The sequence below is a fragment of the Pseudomonas sp. NFACC32-1 genome (assembly GCF_900101215.1).
Taxonomy (GTDB): Bacteria; Pseudomonadota; Gammaproteobacteria; order Pseudomonadales; family Pseudomonadaceae; genus Aquipseudomonas.
This window is the reverse complement of sequence record NZ_FMUL01000015.1, coordinates 26,618-43,817: the sequence shown is the minus strand read 5'-3', so window position 1 is coordinate 43,817 and position 17,200 is coordinate 26,618. Positions and strand designations below refer to the sequence as shown.

Annotated in this window: 9 protein-coding genes; 7 read left to right on the top strand and 2 right to left on the bottom strand. The window is 62.5% G+C overall.

Translation table 11 applies throughout. From position 1 onward, the window contains the following. Positions 1–27 precede the first annotated feature (27 nt). From aroB to BLP99_RS26650, 6 genes are all read left to right on the top strand, one after another. Complete coding sequence (aroB, locus tag BLP99_RS20815; protein WP_072459090.1) at positions 28–1,128, top strand: 3-dehydroquinate synthase; 1,101 nt, start codon at positions 28–30, stop codon at positions 1,126–1,128. A 10-nt stretch (positions 1,129–1,138) separates the two neighbouring features. Continuing rightward, positions 1,139–2,728: an AAA family ATPase gene (locus BLP99_RS20810; protein ID WP_072431660.1), complete on the top strand. Its 1,590-nt coding sequence runs from the start codon at positions 1,139–1,141 to the stop codon at positions 2,726–2,728. Between the two features lie 350 nt (positions 2,729–3,078). Then, complete coding sequence (gltB, locus tag BLP99_RS20800) at positions 3,079–7,527, top strand: glutamate synthase large subunit (RefSeq protein WP_072397989.1); 4,449 nt, start codon at positions 3,079–3,081, stop codon at positions 7,525–7,527. A gap of 33 nt (positions 7,528–7,560) precedes the next feature. Beyond that, on the top strand, positions 7,561–8,979 hold the full coding sequence (locus tag BLP99_RS20795; protein WP_047225960.1) for an FAD-dependent oxidoreductase: 1,419 nt from the start codon (positions 7,561–7,563) through the stop codon (positions 8,977–8,979). Positions 8,980–9,231: 252 nt separating this feature from the next. Continuing rightward, positions 9,232–10,299, top strand: a complete 1,068-nt coding sequence (hemE, locus tag BLP99_RS20790; protein WP_072397990.1) for a uroporphyrinogen decarboxylase — start codon at positions 9,232–9,234, stop codon at positions 10,297–10,299. 113 nt (positions 10,300–10,412) lie between these two features. Further along, positions 10,413–10,544 carry a hypothetical protein gene (locus BLP99_RS26650; protein ID WP_256327883.1) on the top strand — a complete coding sequence of 44 codons (132 nt, stop codon included), beginning with the start codon at positions 10,413–10,415 and terminating at the stop codon, positions 10,542–10,544. Between the two features lie 36 nt (positions 10,545–10,580). On the opposite strand, the gene BLP99_RS20785 is transcribed toward BLP99_RS26650, so the two are convergent. Next, the gene (locus tag BLP99_RS20785; RefSeq protein ID WP_432214369.1) at positions 10,581–11,834 is read right to left on the bottom strand and encodes an MFS transporter; all 1,254 of its coding nucleotides are present in this window, start codon (positions 11,832–11,834) and stop codon (positions 10,581–10,583) included. A 141-nt stretch (positions 11,835–11,975) separates the two neighbouring features. Here BLP99_RS20785 and BLP99_RS20780 point away from each other — a divergent pair, with 141 nt between their 5' ends. Beyond that, positions 11,976–12,878 (top strand): LysR family transcriptional regulator, encoded by a 903-nt coding sequence (locus tag BLP99_RS20780; RefSeq protein ID WP_072397992.1) that lies wholly within the window; start codon positions 11,976–11,978, stop codon positions 12,876–12,878. 102 nt (positions 12,879–12,980) lie between these two features. On the opposite strand, the gene BLP99_RS20775 is transcribed toward BLP99_RS20780, so the two are convergent. After that, positions 12,981–17,066 (bottom strand): dermonecrotic toxin domain-containing protein, encoded by a 4,086-nt coding sequence (locus BLP99_RS20775; protein WP_092181611.1) that lies wholly within the window; start codon positions 17,064–17,066, stop codon positions 12,981–12,983. Positions 17,067–17,200: the final 134 nt, after the last annotated feature.

The window sequence follows — 17,200 nt, the reverse complement described above, 5'->3', positions numbered from 1 at the left end:
CTGATTCCATCTTCACTGTGGGGACACATGCAGACACTTAAGGTCGACCTGGGCGAGCGCAGCTACCCGATTCATATTGGCGAAGGCTTGCTGGACCAGCCCGAACTGCTGGCGCCGCACATCGCAGGGCGGCAAGTGGCGATCATTTCCAATGAAACCGTCGCGCCTCTGTATCTGGAGCGTCTGACCCGCAGCCTGTCGGCTTTTTCGGTCATTTCCGTGGTGTTGCCCGACGGCGAAGCCTTCAAGAACTGGGAAACCCTGCAACTCATTTTCGACGGCCTGCTGACCGCACGGCATGACCGCCGTACCACGGTGGTTGCCCTGGGCGGTGGCGTAATCGGCGACATGGCCGGTTTTGCCGCCGCTTGTTACCAGCGCGGCGTCGACTTCATCCAGATCCCCACCACGCTGTTGTCGCAGGTCGACTCGTCGGTGGGTGGCAAGACCGGGATCAACCATCCCCTGGGCAAGAACATGGTCGGTGCGTTCTATCAGCCCAACGTGGTGCTGATCGATACCGCTACCCTCAAGACCCTGCCGGCTCGCGAGCTGTCCGCCGGGCTGGCGGAGGTCATCAAGTACGGGTTGATCTGCGACGAGCCGTTCCTGGGCTGGCTCGAGGAGAATGTCGACCGCTTGCGGGCCCTGGACCAGGCCGCCCTGACCTACGCCATCGAGCGCTCCTGCGCCGCCAAGGCCGCCGTGGTAGGCGCCGATGAGCGGGAGTCGGGTGTGCGCGCCACGCTCAATCTGGGCCACACTTTTGGTCACGCCATCGAGACCCATATGGGCTATGGTGTCTGGCTGCATGGCGAGGCGGTCGCGGCCGGCACGGTCATGGCCCTGGAAATGTCCGCGCGCCTGGGCTGGATCAGCCAGGAGGAGCGTGATCGTGGCATTCGCCTGTTCCAGCGGGCCGGGCTGCCGGTGGTGCCGCCGGAGGAAATGACCGAGGCCGATTTCCTCGAACACATGGCTATCGACAAGAAAGTGATCGACGGTCGCCTGCGCCTGGTGCTGCTGCGCCGCATGGGCGAAGCGGTAGTGACCGACGATTATCCGAAAGAGGTTCTACAGGCCACGCTGGGAGCGGATTATCGCGCCCTGGCTCAGCTTAAAGGTTAATAAGATTCCGATGACTAGTTTGCATGCCGACGAGGCTTTCCTCGGCCATTTCCAGTTGAGTCACGACCCTTTCGCTCCTCGGGTCCCCGGCTTCAAGTTCTTCCCGGCCCAGCGCAAGCCGGTGCTTGGGCAATTGCATCACCTGGCGCGCTACAGCCAGTTGCTGCTGGTGGTCACCGGTCCCCAGGGCAGCGGCAAGACTCTGCTGCGCCAGGCCCTGGTGGCCAGCACCAACAAGCAGTCGGTGCAAAGCGTGGTGGTCTCGGCCCGTGGTGCCGGCGACGCAGCGGGTGTGTTGCGCCAGGTGGCCCAGGCGCTGAATGTCGCCCAGGCTGAAATCGGCGCGATTCTCGAGCAGATCGTTCAGCTGGCGTTGACCGGTCAGGAGGTCTACCTGCTGGTGGATGACGCCGAGCAGCTCGACGAATCGGCCCTCGAAGTGCTGCTGGAACTGGCTGCCGGTGCGCCGGAAGGTCGCCCTCATGTGTTCCTCTTCGGCGAGTCGTCGCTGATTGCCGGTCTGGAGCAGTTGCAGCTCGAGGAAGAGCGGTTCCACATCATCGAGCTGGCACCCTACACCGAGGAAGAAACCCGCGAATACCTGGCCCAGCGTCTTGAAGGAGCCGGCCGGGGTATCGAACTTTTCACCGCCGATCAGATCTCTGAGATTCACGAAAGCTCCGACGGCTGGCCTGGCAACATCAATCAGGTCGCCCGCGATGCCTTGATCGAAATCATGATTGCCAGCCGCTCAGCGGTGAAGCGTCCTAGTATGGGGTTCAACATGCCGAAGAAGCACGTATTGGCGATTTCCGCCGTGGTCGTGGTCGCCATTGCCGCCGCGTGGCTGATGCCGGGTCGCAACAAGGCGCCCTCCACGGGCACACCGGCAAACGAACAGGCGCAACTGCCCCTTGGCCAGGGCACGCCGCAACCCAACGGCGGCGCGCCAGCGGTGGAGTTCGCCGGCAATACCCAGCCGATGCCGCTGCCGTTGGTCGGCCAGTCGCAACCGGTCATGCGCGGTCCCCTGGCCGAAGCGGCCGGCGGTATCACTGAGGGTGATGACGGCTCGGCGCCTCCGATCGACGACAGCAGCGATACGCCGCCAACCGTGACCACCACGGCACCGCCCGTCGGTGTGCCGGCAGGTCCGGCACCAACCCCGACACCGGCACCGGCTCCAGCCGCCAAGCCGACGCCTGCCCCAGCCCAGGTCGCTACCGCCAAGCCCGCGCCGACGCCAGCACCGGTGGCCAAGCCGGCACCTGCGCCGGCCGCCAAGCCTGCCACTACCACGGCCAAGGCCACGGGTGGCAGCTGGTACGCCGGCCAGGCACCAGGCAACTACGTGGTGCAGATCCTCGGTACCAGCTCCGAGGCGGCCGCCCAGAACTTCGTCAAGGAGCAGGGCGGCGAGTATCGTTATTTCAAGAAGGTGCTCAACGGCAAGCCGCTGTATGTCATCACCTACGGCAGCTTTGCCAGCCGCGATGCGGCCGTTTCCGCCATCAAGGCCTTGCCAGCGAAGGTTCAGGCTGGTAAACCTTGGCCTCGCACTGTCGCCAGCGTCCAACAGGAACTGGCTGCAACTCGCTGAAGATTCGGCGGCCTTACCCAGGCCGCCTCTCCCGGCAACCTCAACATTTCCGCAGGGGCGGGCGACCTTTCAGGCCGCGCGCCTTGCGGTGTCTGCGTCACAGTAGCGTTTGAGTCGTAGCGGTCGAACCCAAAAAAGTTTTGACTAGCACAGCATATAGCTTTAAACCTTTCACAAATGCGACATGGATTTGCGACAGTTCGTCGTCAAATTTGTGAGCGTCTGTGTCGGCATGTACAATGACCTCCCTTTTGCCCCCGCAAAGCCGGCGTACGTTCGGCGCGAAATGCAACTGGTTGAATTGAAAAGAAATTTGCCTCGGCAAGAGGCAGCCTGGTGAGAAAGTGTCTATGAAAGCAGGTCTGTACCAACCAGATGAATTCAAGGATAACTGCGGTTTTGGCCTGATAGCCCATATGCAGGGCGAGCCTAGCCATACCCTTTTGCAAACCGCCATTGAGGCCCTGACCTGCATGACCCACCGCGGTGGGATCAACGCCGACGGCAAGACCGGTGACGGTTGCGGCTTGCTGATCCAGAAGCCTGACGAGTTCCTGCGCGCCGTTGCCCAGGAAACATTTGGCGTGACCCTGCCCAAGCAGTACGCGGTGGGCATGGTGTTCTTCAATCAGGACCCGGTGAAGGCGCAGGCCGCTCGCGAGAACATGAACCGCGAGATCCTGGCCGCTGGCCTGCAACTGGTTGGCTGGCGCAAAGTGCCGATCGACACCAGCGTCCTCGGCCGCCTGGCCCTGGAGCGCCTCCCGCTGATCGAACAGGTGTTCATCGCTGGTGAAGGCCTGAGCGACCAGGAAATGGCGATCAAGCTGTTCAGTTCCCGTCGTCGTTCGTCCGTGGCCAACGCTGCCGACACCGACCACTACATCTGCAGCTTCTCCAACAAGACCATCATTTATAAAGGCCTGATGATGCCGGCGGACCTCGCCGCGTTTTATCCGGACCTGAGCGACGAGCGCCTGAAAACCGCCATCTGCGTGTTTCACCAGCGCTACTCCACCAACACCTTGCCGAAATGGCCGCTGGCCCAGCCATTCCGCTTCCTCGCCCATAACGGCGAGATCAACACCATCACCGGCAACCGCAACTGGGCCCTGGCCCGTCGCACCAAGTTCGCCAACGACCTGATGCCGGACCTCGAAGAGCTTGGCCCGTTGGTCAACCGCGTGGGGTCGGACTCCTCGAGCATGGACAACATGCTGGAGCTGATGGTGACCGGTGGTATCGACCTGTTCCGTGGCGTACGCATGCTTGTGCCGCCGGCCTGGCAGAACGTCGAGACCATGGATCCGGACCTGCGTGCCTTCTACGAATACAACTCCATGCACATGGAGCCGTGGGACGGCCCGGCGGGGATCGTCATGACCGACGGTCGCTACGCCGTTTGCCTGCTGGATCGTAACGGTCTGCGTCCAGCGCGCTGGGTCACCACCACCAACGGTTTCATCACCCTGGCATCGGAAATCGGCGTCTGGAACTACCAGCCCGAGGACGTCATCGCCAAGGGCCGCGTGGGCCCGGGCCAGATCTTCGCCGTGGATGTCGAGACCGGCCAGATCCTCGACACCGACGCCATCGACAACCGTCTCAAGTCCCGTCATCCATACAAGCAATGGCTGCGCAAGAATGCCCTGCGCATCCAGGCGACCATGGAAGACAACGACCACGGCTCGGCTTTCTACGATGTCGACCAGCTCAAGCAGTACATGAAGATGTACCAGGTCACCTTCGAGGAGCGTGACCAGGTGCTGCGCCCACTGGGCGAGCAGGGCTACGAAGCGGTCGGTTCCATGGGCGACGACACGCCGATGGCGGTGCTGTCGCAACGCGTGCGCACGCCGTACGACTATTTCCGCCAGCAGTTCGCCCAGGTCACCAACCCGCCGATCGACCCGCTGCGTGAAGCGATCGTGATGTCCCTGGAAATCTGCCTGGGCGCCGAGCGCAATATCTTCCAGGAGTCCCCGGAGCACGCCTCACGGGTGATCCTCAGCTCGCCGGTCATTTCCCCGGCCAAGTGGCGCTCGCTGACCAACCTCGATCGCCCGGGCTTCCAGCGCCAGGTCATCGACCTGAACTACGACGAGAGCGTCGGCCTGGAAGCGGCCATCCGCAATGTCGCCGACCAGGCTGAAGAAGCCGTGCGCGCCGGTCGTACTCAGATCGTGCTCAGCGACAGGCACATCATGCCCGGCAAGCTGCCGATCCATGCTTCGCTGGCCACGGGTGCGGTGCACCATCGCCTGACCGAAAAAGGCTTGCGCTGCGATTCCAACATCCTCGTGGAAACCGCCACCGCCCGCGACCCGCATCACTTCGCGGTGCTCATCGGTTTCGGTGCCTCGGCGGTCTACCCGTTCCTGGCCTACGAAGTGCTGGGCGACCTGATTCGTACCGGTGAAGTGCTGGGCGACCTCTACGAGGTATTCAAGAACTACCGCAAGGGCATCACCAAGGGCCTGCTCAAGATCCTGTCGAAGATGGGCATCTCCACCATTGCGTCCTACCGCGGTGCGCAACTGTTCGAGGCCATCGGCCTGTCCGAAGAAGTGTGCGAGTTGAGCTTCCGTGGCGTGCCGAGCCGCATCAAGGGTGCGCGTTTCGTCGACATCGAAGCCGAGCAGAAAGCCCTGGCCGCCGAAGCCTGGAGCCCGCGCAAGCCGATCCAGCAAGGTGGCCTGCTGAAGTTCGTCCACGGCGGCGAATACCATGCCTACAACCCGGATGTGGTCAATACCCTGCAGGCCGCCGTGCAGCAGGGCGACTACGCCAAGTTCAAGGAATACACGTCGCTGGTGGACAACCGTCCGGTGTCGATGATCCGTGACCTGCTCAAGGTCAAGACCCTCGACACGCCGCTGGACCTCAGCGAAGTGGAACCCCTGGAGTCGGTGCTCAAGCGCTTCGATTCCGCCGGTATTTCCCTCGGCGCCCTGTCCCCGGAAGCCCACGAAGCACTGGCCGAAGCCATGAACCGCCTCGGTGCGCGTTCCAACTCCGGTGAGGGCGGCGAAGATCCCGCGCGCTACGGCACCATCAAGAGCTCGAAAATCAAGCAGGTGGCCACCGGTCGTTTCGGTGTCACACCGGAATACCTGGTCAATGCCGAGGTACTGCAGATCAAGGTCGCCCAGGGCGCCAAGCCCGGTGAAGGCGGCCAGCTGCCTGGCGGCAAGGTCAACGGTCTGATCGCCAAGCTGCGTTATGCCGTGCCCGGCGTGACCCTCATCTCGCCGCCGCCGCATCACGACATCTACTCGATCGAAGACCTGTCGCAACTGATCTTCGACCTCAAGCAGGTGAACCCCAAGGCGCTGGTTTCGGTGAAACTGGTGGCGGAGGCCGGCGTCGGCACCATTGCCGCCGGTGTGGCCAAGGCCTATGCCGATCTGATCACCATCTCCGGCTATGACGGCGGCACCGGTGCGTCGCCGCTGACTTCGATCAAGTATGCCGGTGCGCCGTGGGAACTGGGCCTGGCCGAAACCCACCAGACCCTGCGCGGCAACGACTTGCGCGGCAAGGTCCGGGTGCAGACCGACGGTGGCCTGAAAACCGGCCTGGACGTGATCAAGGCCGCCATCCTCGGTGCCGAGAGCTTCGGCTTCGGTACCGCGCCGATGATCGCGCTGGGCTGCAAGTACCTGCGCATCTGCCACCTGAACAACTGCGCCACCGGCGTGGCGACCCAGAACGAGAAGCTGCGCAAGGACCACTACATCGGCACCGTCGACATGGTGGTGAACTTCTTCACCTACGTGGCCGAGGAAACCCGTGAGTGGCTGGCCAAGCTGGGCGTGCGCTCGCTCGAAGAGCTGATCGGCCGTACCGACCTGCTGGAAGTGCTCGAAGGCCAGACCGCCAAGCAGCATCACCTGGACCTGACCCCGTTGCTGGGCAGCGACCACATTCCGGCGGACAAGCCGCAGTTCTGCCAGGTGGACCGCAACCCGCCGTTCGACAAGGGCGAGCTGGCCGAGAAGATGGTCGACATGGCCACTTCGGCGATCAACGACCTGAGCGGCGCGGAGTTCGAACTGGACATCTGCAACTGCGATCGCTCCATCGGTGCGCGGATCTCCGGCGAGATCGCCCGCCGCCATGGCAACCAGGGCATGGCCCAGGCGCCGATCACATTCCGCTTCAAGGGCACCGCTGGCCAGAGCTTCGGCGTCTGGAACGCCGGCGGCCTGAACATGTACCTGGAAGGCGATGCCAACGACTACGTCGGCAAGGGTATGACCGGCGGCAAGCTGGTCATCGTTCCGCCCAAGGGCAGCGCCTATCGCACCCAGGACAGTGCCATCATCGGCAACACCTGCCTGTACGGCGCCACTGGCGGCAAGCTGTTCGCCGCCGGTACCGCGGGCGAGCGTTTCGCCGTGCGCAACTCCGGGGCCCACACCGTGGTGGAGGGGACCGGCGATCACTGCTGCGAATACATGACCGGTGGTTTCGTCTGTGTGCTGGGCAAGACCGGTTACAACTTTGGCTCTGGCATGACCGGCGGTTTCGCCTACGTGCTCGACCAGGACAACACCTTCGTTGACCGGGTCAACCACGAACTGGTGGAAATCCAGCGGATCAGCGGCGAGGCGATGGAAGCCTACCGCAGCCATCTGCAACGCGTGCTGGACGAGTATGTCGAGGAAACCCACAGCGAGTGGGGGCGTGAGCTCGCCGAGAACCTCGATGACTACGTCCGCCGTTTCTGGCTGGTCAAGCCCAAGGCTGCCAACCTGAAGTCGTTGCTTTCCAGCACCCGTGCCAACCCGCAGTGATATGCGCCTGAAGAGTTTGATGAGGTTTTAACAATGGCTGAACGTCTGAGTAACGACTTCCAGTTCATCGATGTCGGGCGCAAGGATCCGAAGAAGAAACTGTTGCGTCAACGCAAGAAAGAGTTCGTGGAAATCTACGAGCCCTTCAAACCCCAGCAGTCGGCCGACCAGGCCCACCGCTGCCTGGGGTGCGGTAACCCGTACTGCGAATGGAAGTGCCCGGTGCACAACTTCATTCCCAACTGGTTGAAGCTGGTGGCCGAGGGCAACATCCTCCAGGCCGCCGAACTGTCCCACCAGACCAACACCCTGCCGGAAGTCTGTGGCCGGGTGTGCCCGCAGGACCGCCTGTGTGAAGGTGCCTGCACCTTGAACGACGGTTTCGGCGCGGTGACCATCGGTTCGGTGGAGAAGTACATCACCGACACCGCGTTCGCCATGGGTTGGCGCCCGGACATGTCCAAGGTCAAGCCGACCGGCAAGCGGGTCGCCATCATCGGTGCCGGCCCGGCGGGCCTGGGCTGTGCCGACGTGCTGGTGCGAGGCGGCGTGACCCCGGTGGTATTCGACAAGAACCCGGAGATCGGTGGCCTGCTGACCTTTGGCATCCCCGAGTTCAAGCTGGAAAAGACCGTGCTGAGCAATCGTCGCGAAGTCTTCACCGGCATGGGCATCGAGTTCCGCCTGAACACCGAGGTGGGCAAGGACGTGACCATGGAGCAACTGCTCGAAGAATACGATGCCGTGTTCATGGGCATGGGCACCTACACCTACATGAAGGGTGGCTTTGCCGGCGAAGACCTGCCCGGCGTATACGACGCCCTGGATTTCCTGATCGCCAACGTCAACCGCAACCTGGGCTTTGAAAAGTCGCCGGAAGATTTCGTCGACATGAAGGGCAAGAAGGTCGTGGTGCTCGGCGGTGGCGACACGGCGATGGACTGCAACCGGACTTCGATCCGCCAGGGCGCCAAGTCGGTGACCTGTGCCTATCGTCGTGACGAGGCCAACATGCCCGGCTCGCGCAAAGAGGTGAAGAACGCCAAGGAAGAAGGGGTGAAGTTCCTCTACAACCGCCAGCCGATCGCCATTGTCGGTGAAGACAAGGTCGAAGGCGTGAAGGTGGTCGAGACCCGTCTGGGCGAGCCAGACGCCCGTGGTCGTCGCAGTCCCGAGCCGATCCCGGGTTCCGAAGAGATCATCCCGGCCGACGCCGTGGTCATCGCCTTCGGTTTCCGTCCGAGCCCGGCGCCATGGTTCGAGCAGTTCAGCATCCAGACCGACAGCCAGGGCCGTGTGGTGGCTCCGGAGCAGGGCCAGTACAAGCACCAGACCAGCAACCCGAAGATCTTCGCCGGCGGCGATATGGTACGAGGCTCCGACCTGGTGGTGACGGCGATCTTCGAAGGCCGCAACGCGGCGGAAGGGATCCTGGATTACCTGGGGGTCTGATCACTTCCTAACGCTGGAGTGCGATCAGATGTGGGAGCGAGCTTGCTCGCGATAACGGTGGATCAGTCAACGAACATGTTGAATGTGATGCCCTCATCGCGAGCAAGCTCGCTCCCACAATTGTTTTTTGGTGTTGCTGAACATTGCATGACACCGCGACAAATTGCCCCGATAGATAAAAGGCACGGCTCTTGCCGTGCCTTTTGCGTCGCGCTCTGAGAAAATGCCCGCACTTTTTTTCCGGATGCCGACATGACTGCCCTGAAGAACGATCGTTTCCTTCGCGCCCTGCTCAAGCAACCCGTAGACGTCACCCCTGTGTGGATGATGCGCCAGGCCGGTCGCTATCTGCCGGAGTACCGCGCCAGCCGCGCCAAGGCCGGCGATTTCATGAGCCTGTGCATGAACCCGCAATTCGCTTGCGAGGTCACGCTGCAGCCCCTGGATCGTTACCCGCAGCTGGATGCGGCGATCCTGTTCTCCGACATCCTCACCATCCCCGACGCCATGGGCCAGGGTCTGTATTTCGAGACCGGCGAAGGCCCACGCTTCAAGAAGGTCGTCAGCTCCCTGGCCGACATCGAGGCATTGCCGATCCCGGATCCGCAAAAGGACCTGGGCTACGTCATGGATGCGGTCAGCACCATTCGCCGCGAGCTCAACGGTCGCGTGCCGTTGATCGGTTTTTCCGGCAGCCCCTGGACCCTGGCGACCTACATGGTCGAAGGCGGTTCGTCCAAGGACTTCCGCAAGACCAAGGCGATGCTCTACGACAACCCGCAAGCCATGCACCTGCTGCTGGACAAGCTGGCGCAGTCGGTCACCTCCTACCTCAATGGCCAGATCATGGCCGGGGCGCAGGCGGTGCAGATCTTCGACACCTGGGGCGGCAACCTGTCGGCGGCGGCCTACCAGGAGTTCTCCCTGGCCTATATGCGCAAGATCGTCAGCGGCCTGATTCGCGAACATGAAGGGCGCCAGGTACCGGTGATCCTGTTCACCAAGAATGGCGGCCTGTGGCTGGAGAGTATCGCCGACGCGGGCGCCGATGCCCTGGGCCTGGACTGGACCTGCGATATCGGCAACGCCCGTGCGCGGGTCGGTGACAAGGTGGCCCTGCAAGGCAACATGGACCCGACCGTCCTCTACGCCAAGCCTGAAGCCATTCGTGCCGAGGTTGGTCGAATCCTGGCCAGCTACGGTAAGGGCAGCGGCCACGTATTCAACCTGGGTCACGGCATCACCCCGGAAGTCGATCCGGAACACGCCGGTGCTTTCCTGCGCGCCGTGCATGAGTTGTCGGCGCAATACCACGGCTGATCAAAGCCTGCTCACCCAGCCTGCCGGGATTCGTTCCAGGCAGGCTTTTTTTCGCCTCTTTATCATTCACTTTGAATAAGAGCGCTTCGGCGGCATCAACGAAGATCTCGACGATGGCCAGTGGCGATGTCAATCGACTGCTCGACTGGCTGGATCGGCACGAGCGGGATGGTGCGACCCTGCAGACGCTGAGCCTGGAAGTGCGCGAGGGAATCCTGGAGGCGCGGATGACGATGCAGCAATGACCCGGGCGGCAGGCCCGGGCTCGATCAATCTCCAGGCTAGACCTGCATGTTGCCCGGCAACACCGGTAGCTTGGCCAGTTTCAATGCCACCCCCAACGCAATCACCAGCAAGGCCCCGATGAACAATCCGATGCCGTTCCAGCCACCCAGGTGCCAGGCCACGCCACCGGCCGTGCCCGCGATACTCGAACCCGCGTAGTAGCTGAACAGGTAGAGCGATGAGGCCTGCCCCTTGGCTCTGGTTGCCCGGCGACCGATCCAGCTGCTGGCGACGGAGTGGGCACCGAAGAACCCGAAGGTGAACACCAGCATGCCCAGGATCACCAGGGACAGCGGAGTGAACAGAGTCAGCACCAGGCCTGCCAGCATCAGTGCAATGGTCGCCCAGAGCATCTTGCGGCGACCCAGTTTGTCGGCCAGCGAGCCGACCTTGGCCGAACTGTAGATACCCGACAGGTACACCACCGACAGCAAGCCGACGAACGCCTGGTCCAGATGATAAGGCGCGGCCAGCAGGCGGTAGCCGATGTAGTTGAACAGCGTCACGAACGCCCCCATCAACACGAACGCTTCGAGAAACAGCAGTGGCAACCCGGCATCGCGAAAGTGCATGGTGAACCCTTCCAGCAGGCTGCGTGGGTGCAGCGAGCGCGGACGGAAGTTGCGCGACTCGGGAAGAATCCTCCAGAACACCGCCGCGGCGATCAGTGCGAGACCGCCGATCACCAGCATCGCGGTGTGCCAACTGACGAAGTCGATCAGTACGCCGGCGATCAGCCGTCCGGACATGCCGCCGATGGCGTTGCCGGCGATATACAGGCCCATCGCCAGGCCGATGTGCTTGGGATGGATTTCTTCGCTCAGGTAGGTCATGGCCACGGCCGCCAGTCCGCTCAACGACAGCCCCACGAGGGCGCGCAGTACCAGTACGCCTTGCCAGGTGGGCATCATGGCGCTGGCAATCGTGCACAACGCCGCGGCGAACAGCGCCGCGACCATCACCGGCTTGCGGCCGATGCGGTCGGAGATCGGACCGGTGATCAAAAGGCCGATGGCGAGCAAGGCGGTCGCCACCGACAGGATCAGGCTGCTCTGGGCGGCGTTGATGGAAAACTCCGCCGACAACAGCGGCATCATCGGCTGCACGCAATACAGCAGGGCGAACGTCGCGAACCCGCCGCAGAACAGCGCCAGGACTGTATGCATGAACATCGAGGTGCCTTTCTCGATGTAGATGTCCGCCAGTTGCCCAGCGACGTTGTCCGGCTGGGGAGGGATTTCATGGGCCAGGGGGGCGACAGCAGTTTTCACGATGAACCTCGGGGAAAGCACGGCCAGGCAGGCAATGAAAAAAGCATATAGCCGGCTAATGTTTCTATCCAATATATTGTTCGACCTGTTTAAGACGTTGAACGACTTATTGGAAAGCCCATGGAATTGCGTCATTTGCGTTACTTCATCGCCGTCGCCGAGGAGCTTCATTTCGGCCGTGCCGCGCTGGCGCTGGGTATCTCCCAGCCTCCCTTGAGCCAGCAGATCCAGGCGTTGGAACAGGAGATCGGCGCGCGTCTGTTCGAGCGCACCAATCGTCGGGTCGAACTGAGCGAAGCCGGGCGGCTGTTTCTGGAAGAGGCGCGACGGGTCCTGGCCCAGGTCGACAAGGCGGCTGACGTAGCCCGCCGCGCCCAGCAGGGGGAACTGGGCGAGTTGAAAATCGGGTTCACCTCCTCGGCGCCGTTCAATTCCACCATCCCCCAGGCGATCTTCTCCTTTCGCCAGCGATTTCCGGCCGTGCACCTGAACCTGCGGGAAATGAGCAGTACCCAGGTGGCCGATGCGCTGGTGGACGAGGCGATCGAAGTCGGCATCATGCGCCCGTTGCCGCTGCCCGACTCCCTGAGTGTCATCGAGTTGAGCCGCGAACCCCTGGTGGCCGTGCTCAGCGCCAAGCATCCACTGGCCCAGGGCAATGAGGAGGGGCTGTTTCTATCGGCGCTGGCCCATGAACCCTTTGTATTCTTTCCCCGCAGCTACGGCAGCGGCCTGTATGCGCAGCTCCTGAACCTGGCTCGCGACGCCGGCTTCAGTCCGCATTTCGCCCAGGAGGCCGGGGAAGCCATGACCATCATAGGCCTGGTGGCGGCGGGGCTGGGTGTTTCGGTGCTGCCGGCGTCTTACCAGCGGATGCGAATCGATGGCGTGGTCTATCGACCGCTGCTCGACCCCGCGGCGGTGTCGGCCGTGTGGCTGGTACAGCGCAAGGACCAGCGTTCGCCGATGGCCAAGGGGTTCGTGGCGTTGTTGACCGACGAGGGGGCTTTGTCTGTTTCCTGATGCCGGACAGGAGCCTCTCGGCCGGAAGTGACGCGGTCAAAACCATCCTCGTTCGCGAGCAAGCCCTGTCCACAGGGCTTGCCTTTGGTCGGTCAGTTTTACTCAGCCCTCCCAGACCGTCGCAGGTTTATTGACGTGATAGTCGTAGAAGCCCTGGAGTATCCAGCTATCACCCTTGCGTTCGAACGCCGCGCGCCAGGCCCCTCTGCCGCCGCCGGGGGAGAGCTGGGCCATGTCGTACCAGTAGAACCTGTTGATTCTCTTGGTGGTGGCCCTGCCGGCGCGGATGTCGTCCATGATCTGCGTGATCCTGGTCTTGGCCGCGTCGGGGAAGCTGTTGTAGGACATCTGTGTTTCCGCCAGGGTATTGGCGCTTACGGTGAACCTGTCCTTGACCGGCGATGCTTGCGGCGGGGCTACAGGCATGCTGGTGGTCGGGGTCTTGCCAGGCACTTTTTTCGAAGGGACCTGGGTCACCACCTCGATATCGAAGGCGTCGTAGTTGGAAAGTTTTCTGCTGAAATCCGTGATGTCCTCCTGGGTCACCAGTAGCGTTTTGCGCAGTGATTTGCCCTTGTTGATGATGAGATAAGGAATCCTGTTGTTGCGGATTTCCGTCAGGAGCCCGGGCTTGTGTCGTTTCTGCATTTCTTCCCTGAAGATCTGCAGCTTCTTGCTCTTGTACAGCGCAAGGTTTTCAGGCGTTTCCTTGTACTCTTTCTTGGCGGCCTCGACTTCAGGTCCTTCCCCGGGGAAGTCGGTCCCCAGCTCGCGCCAGACTCTTTGTTCGGCAGCGGCAACCACATCATGGATATCCGCCTGTATCTTGGTCATCGCGGCTTTCTTCTTGCCCTGTTCGGGGATGATCGTGACGAACAGTGCGCCGGTGAGGTTGTCGGGCAGGGACGACATCATCATCTTGAAATTGCCTTCACTGTCGAAAAGCTCGCGCCTGAGCGGCAGTGTCATGTCGAAGATTCGGATTTTCTGGGTCGAGTTGAGTTGCAGGCCTTGGGGCTGGAGGTCCTGGGTGCAGTAATCGACGGCTTGCCATACGTTGTATTTGTACAGCAGGTTTTCATGGTGGACCTTATGTGGCGTGAAGCTGCGCAGTCCTTTGTTTATGGCGTCTATCCGTGAGCGATAGGTGTCTATGTTGTCGACGCCGAGGTCGCTCATGCTCTCGCGCAGGATACGCTCTGCCAGTTCGTCGGGCATCGAGTAGATGACCTTTCTCGCGATGGAGACCACCTTGCGCGAAGGCCAGTGATGATCCACCAGGACCCCCTCGACCAGGGCGTTGCAGGTTTTGCGTTGCGCAGTTTCGGGAGTCCGGCTGAACAGACTCAGCAGGTTTCCCCCGCCGAGCAGTCGCAGCGGTTCCTGGAGTTGCCAGCGACCGTTTTTCCAGGCCACCCTTCGCTGGTTCGACCGATTGTTGGACGCGTAGATGATCTGCTCGCCTTCCTGTATCGCGGTCTTGCAATAGTCCTTGCCCAGCTTCAGGTAGCCCTGCCCGCCGGCATCCCGATACCGGTCACGACCTTCGGACGCCAACCCCTTGCCGTTGAAACCCTTCAGGACAAAAGGCTCCAGTTCCGGGTCTGGCATTCGAGCAAGCGACGACAGCCTCGGGCGCTCCTTGCTGCGACGGTGTGCCGCGCGGGCCATGATCAGGTCCTGTCCGGCCTCTGCCAACACCTCGCCCAGCCCGTGGATAAAGTCCCCTGCCCACTGGCTGAAGCTGCCGTCCTCGTCCTTGATCGCCGATACCGCGGCGCCGCCGGCCATGGTCGGCAGGATCGCGCGCCCCAGTACTCCGCCCAGGCGGCCGGCATAGAACATGGCCATGGCGCCGGTCAATAACGCGACACCCTTTCTGCGTCCTTCCTGTGCCGCGGTGCTGTCGCGCTCGGCATTGCTTACGGTCAGCGAGTCGGCGGTCTTGATTGCATGGGTTATCTGGGTCTCGTGCAGCGCCTTGAACAGGTCTGCCTTGACCACGGGCGAATAGACATTCGACGCAAAGTCATCCAAGACCCTGTGTCTTATCCACGAGAAGCTCGGTTGCGTGATCTTCCTTATCTTCTCGTTGAGCGTCAGGTTCTCCGAGGCCGGCACCAGGCTGGCAAGCTGGTCGGCTTGCTCGAGCAAGGGCAATTGCGAGATCAGCCAGCGGGTCATGTCCAGCGTGGCCGTGAGTGTCCGCACCAGCGCGGCTTCCAGCTCTCGGTCGCTGTTGGCATCGACGTCCCTGAACGTCTTGCCGTCTGGTGCCCCGGGCGTATACAGCGTCAGCGAGGGGCGACTCGCCAGTGTCCTGACGCCGAACGCGAGGATTTCCTTCAGCACGCTGTCGCCCCACTGGACCTGCCGGACCACCACCTCGTGGCCATTGACCTTTCTGCGCCCTTCCGGCGCCGGACTGTCCAGTGCCGCCAGCACCAGGTTGAGTCCGGTCTTGTCCCGGTCGTGCCTCAGGTCGCCGGAGATATGGGCGGCCCAAGCCTGGGCCCGCATCTGTTTCGCCTTGACGGCCATCCATTGCGGCTGGCGAGTACGTGCGGCCAGTTGCAGTTCGGCCGGTAGACGGGCGCCCACGTTCGCCCGCTCGATGACCTCCACGATCTGCGCGAAGCTCAGCGGCCCCTCCACGCTAACGTGGGTGGCATTGCGTTCGTCCGGGGTCAGGTTGGACATGGCCCATTGCGTCATGGAGCGCCGGTCATCCACGATGGCTTTCACCGGGTCGCGTGAAATGCCAGAACCAAACGGCGATTCACCCGTCGGGGCGTGTGGATCGAGGATCTGTTTGCGGATCCCCAGGACGATCCGGTCAGGGTCGGCTGATGGGTGTTTTTCCTTGACGAATCGGACAAGCAGCTCGCGGATCCGCGCCTGGAGCGCGTCCTGGGTCGCCAGGGTCACCGGGTCCGGAGGGGGCGACACGTCGTCCAGGGTTTCCTGCAGGTCCTGCACCGCCCGCCACCAGGCCACGCGGTCGGAGCCCGTGACGTTCGGGTTGCCGTGCAACCAGTCGTCCAGTTTTTTCTGGTTCAGCCGCAGTTCGCGCTCGTCCATGGCTGCGGCCAGGTCCAGCCTGTCCCCGATGTTCGCCGCGGCATCGATCCTGGCCACCCACGCGCTGAGTCTTTCGTCTTCGGCCGGGCCGTCCAGCAAGGTGTCATGCACTGCCGCCTTTTGCGTTGTGCGCAGGTCGGCGACCAGATGAGCGAGGAAGTTCTGCGTCATGGGCGCAATGTGCACCCTGTCCCCGGCGTTATCGTGCTGCGCCAGGCCGGCTTTCAGGGCGGCCAGGTCCCGGTAGATCTCCAGCGGTTCGCCCGGGCTGTACAGCAGTGCATGTCCGGGATGGTCTTGGCTGTCGTGCTGGGTCAGCGCAATGGCGGAGGTCAGCGGTACGCTGAATCCCCAGCCTTCGGGGGTCAACGCCAAGGCGTGGATGCCAGGTCGCAGCCGCTCCGTGATGCTGGCGCGAGAGGCCGCGTCCGGGGCCGATACCCCCAGGTCGGCCACTGCCTTGTGCATCTGCGGGCTCAACGTTCCGTCCAGATGATGAAGATCGGCCTGGGCCTTTAGCTGAACACCGAACTCCATTGCCAGCCAGTCGCTGACGTGGCGTTCCTGGGTGAACTCGGTGGATCCATCCCAGAAGTCGTCCAGTGCCTGCGCCAGAAGCTCTGCGAACGATTCCGCCAGGGTGTCGCTCAAGCGCTTGATTTCTTCCTTTGCGATGCGGGTGTTCAGTGCCACGGGCATCTGGGTGGTTTCGCCCTGGTTCGCGATGACGTCGACGTTGTCCAGTTCGACGAAAAACGCCTGTGTATCGACCCTGCCGGCGATTGCCCGCCAGAGCAGCGTGTCGAGGGCCACCGTGTCCGTCACCCTGCGCGTCGCCGGTCCGTCGCTGTTGCGTTGTGCGGGGGGGATGGCCTCGTCTCGCCATGTGTACAGGGCCAGCTCTTTTACATCGACCGTGTCCGCGATGGCGGGAAAGGTGCGTTTGAACCAGTCGTCCAGGTGCCGCGTCGCGATCTGCGATGCCCTTGGAATGGCATCGTTCAGGCGGATCATCCGCTGTTGCGACGCCTCGAGCTGGGTGGTCAGTGCGGTGCCATTGGCCTGGGGCGGGTTGAAAGACGGTGTGGGCGGGTGGTTGTCCGGCATGGTCTCTTCCTGAGCAGTTTTCGGAAGGACAACCTAGTGGAGCAGCACCGGGAGAGGGCGGTACATAGATACCGCACCTGATGGCCGTGGGCGGTGTACGAAAGGATGGGCGTGATGCAGCCCATCAAGCTTGC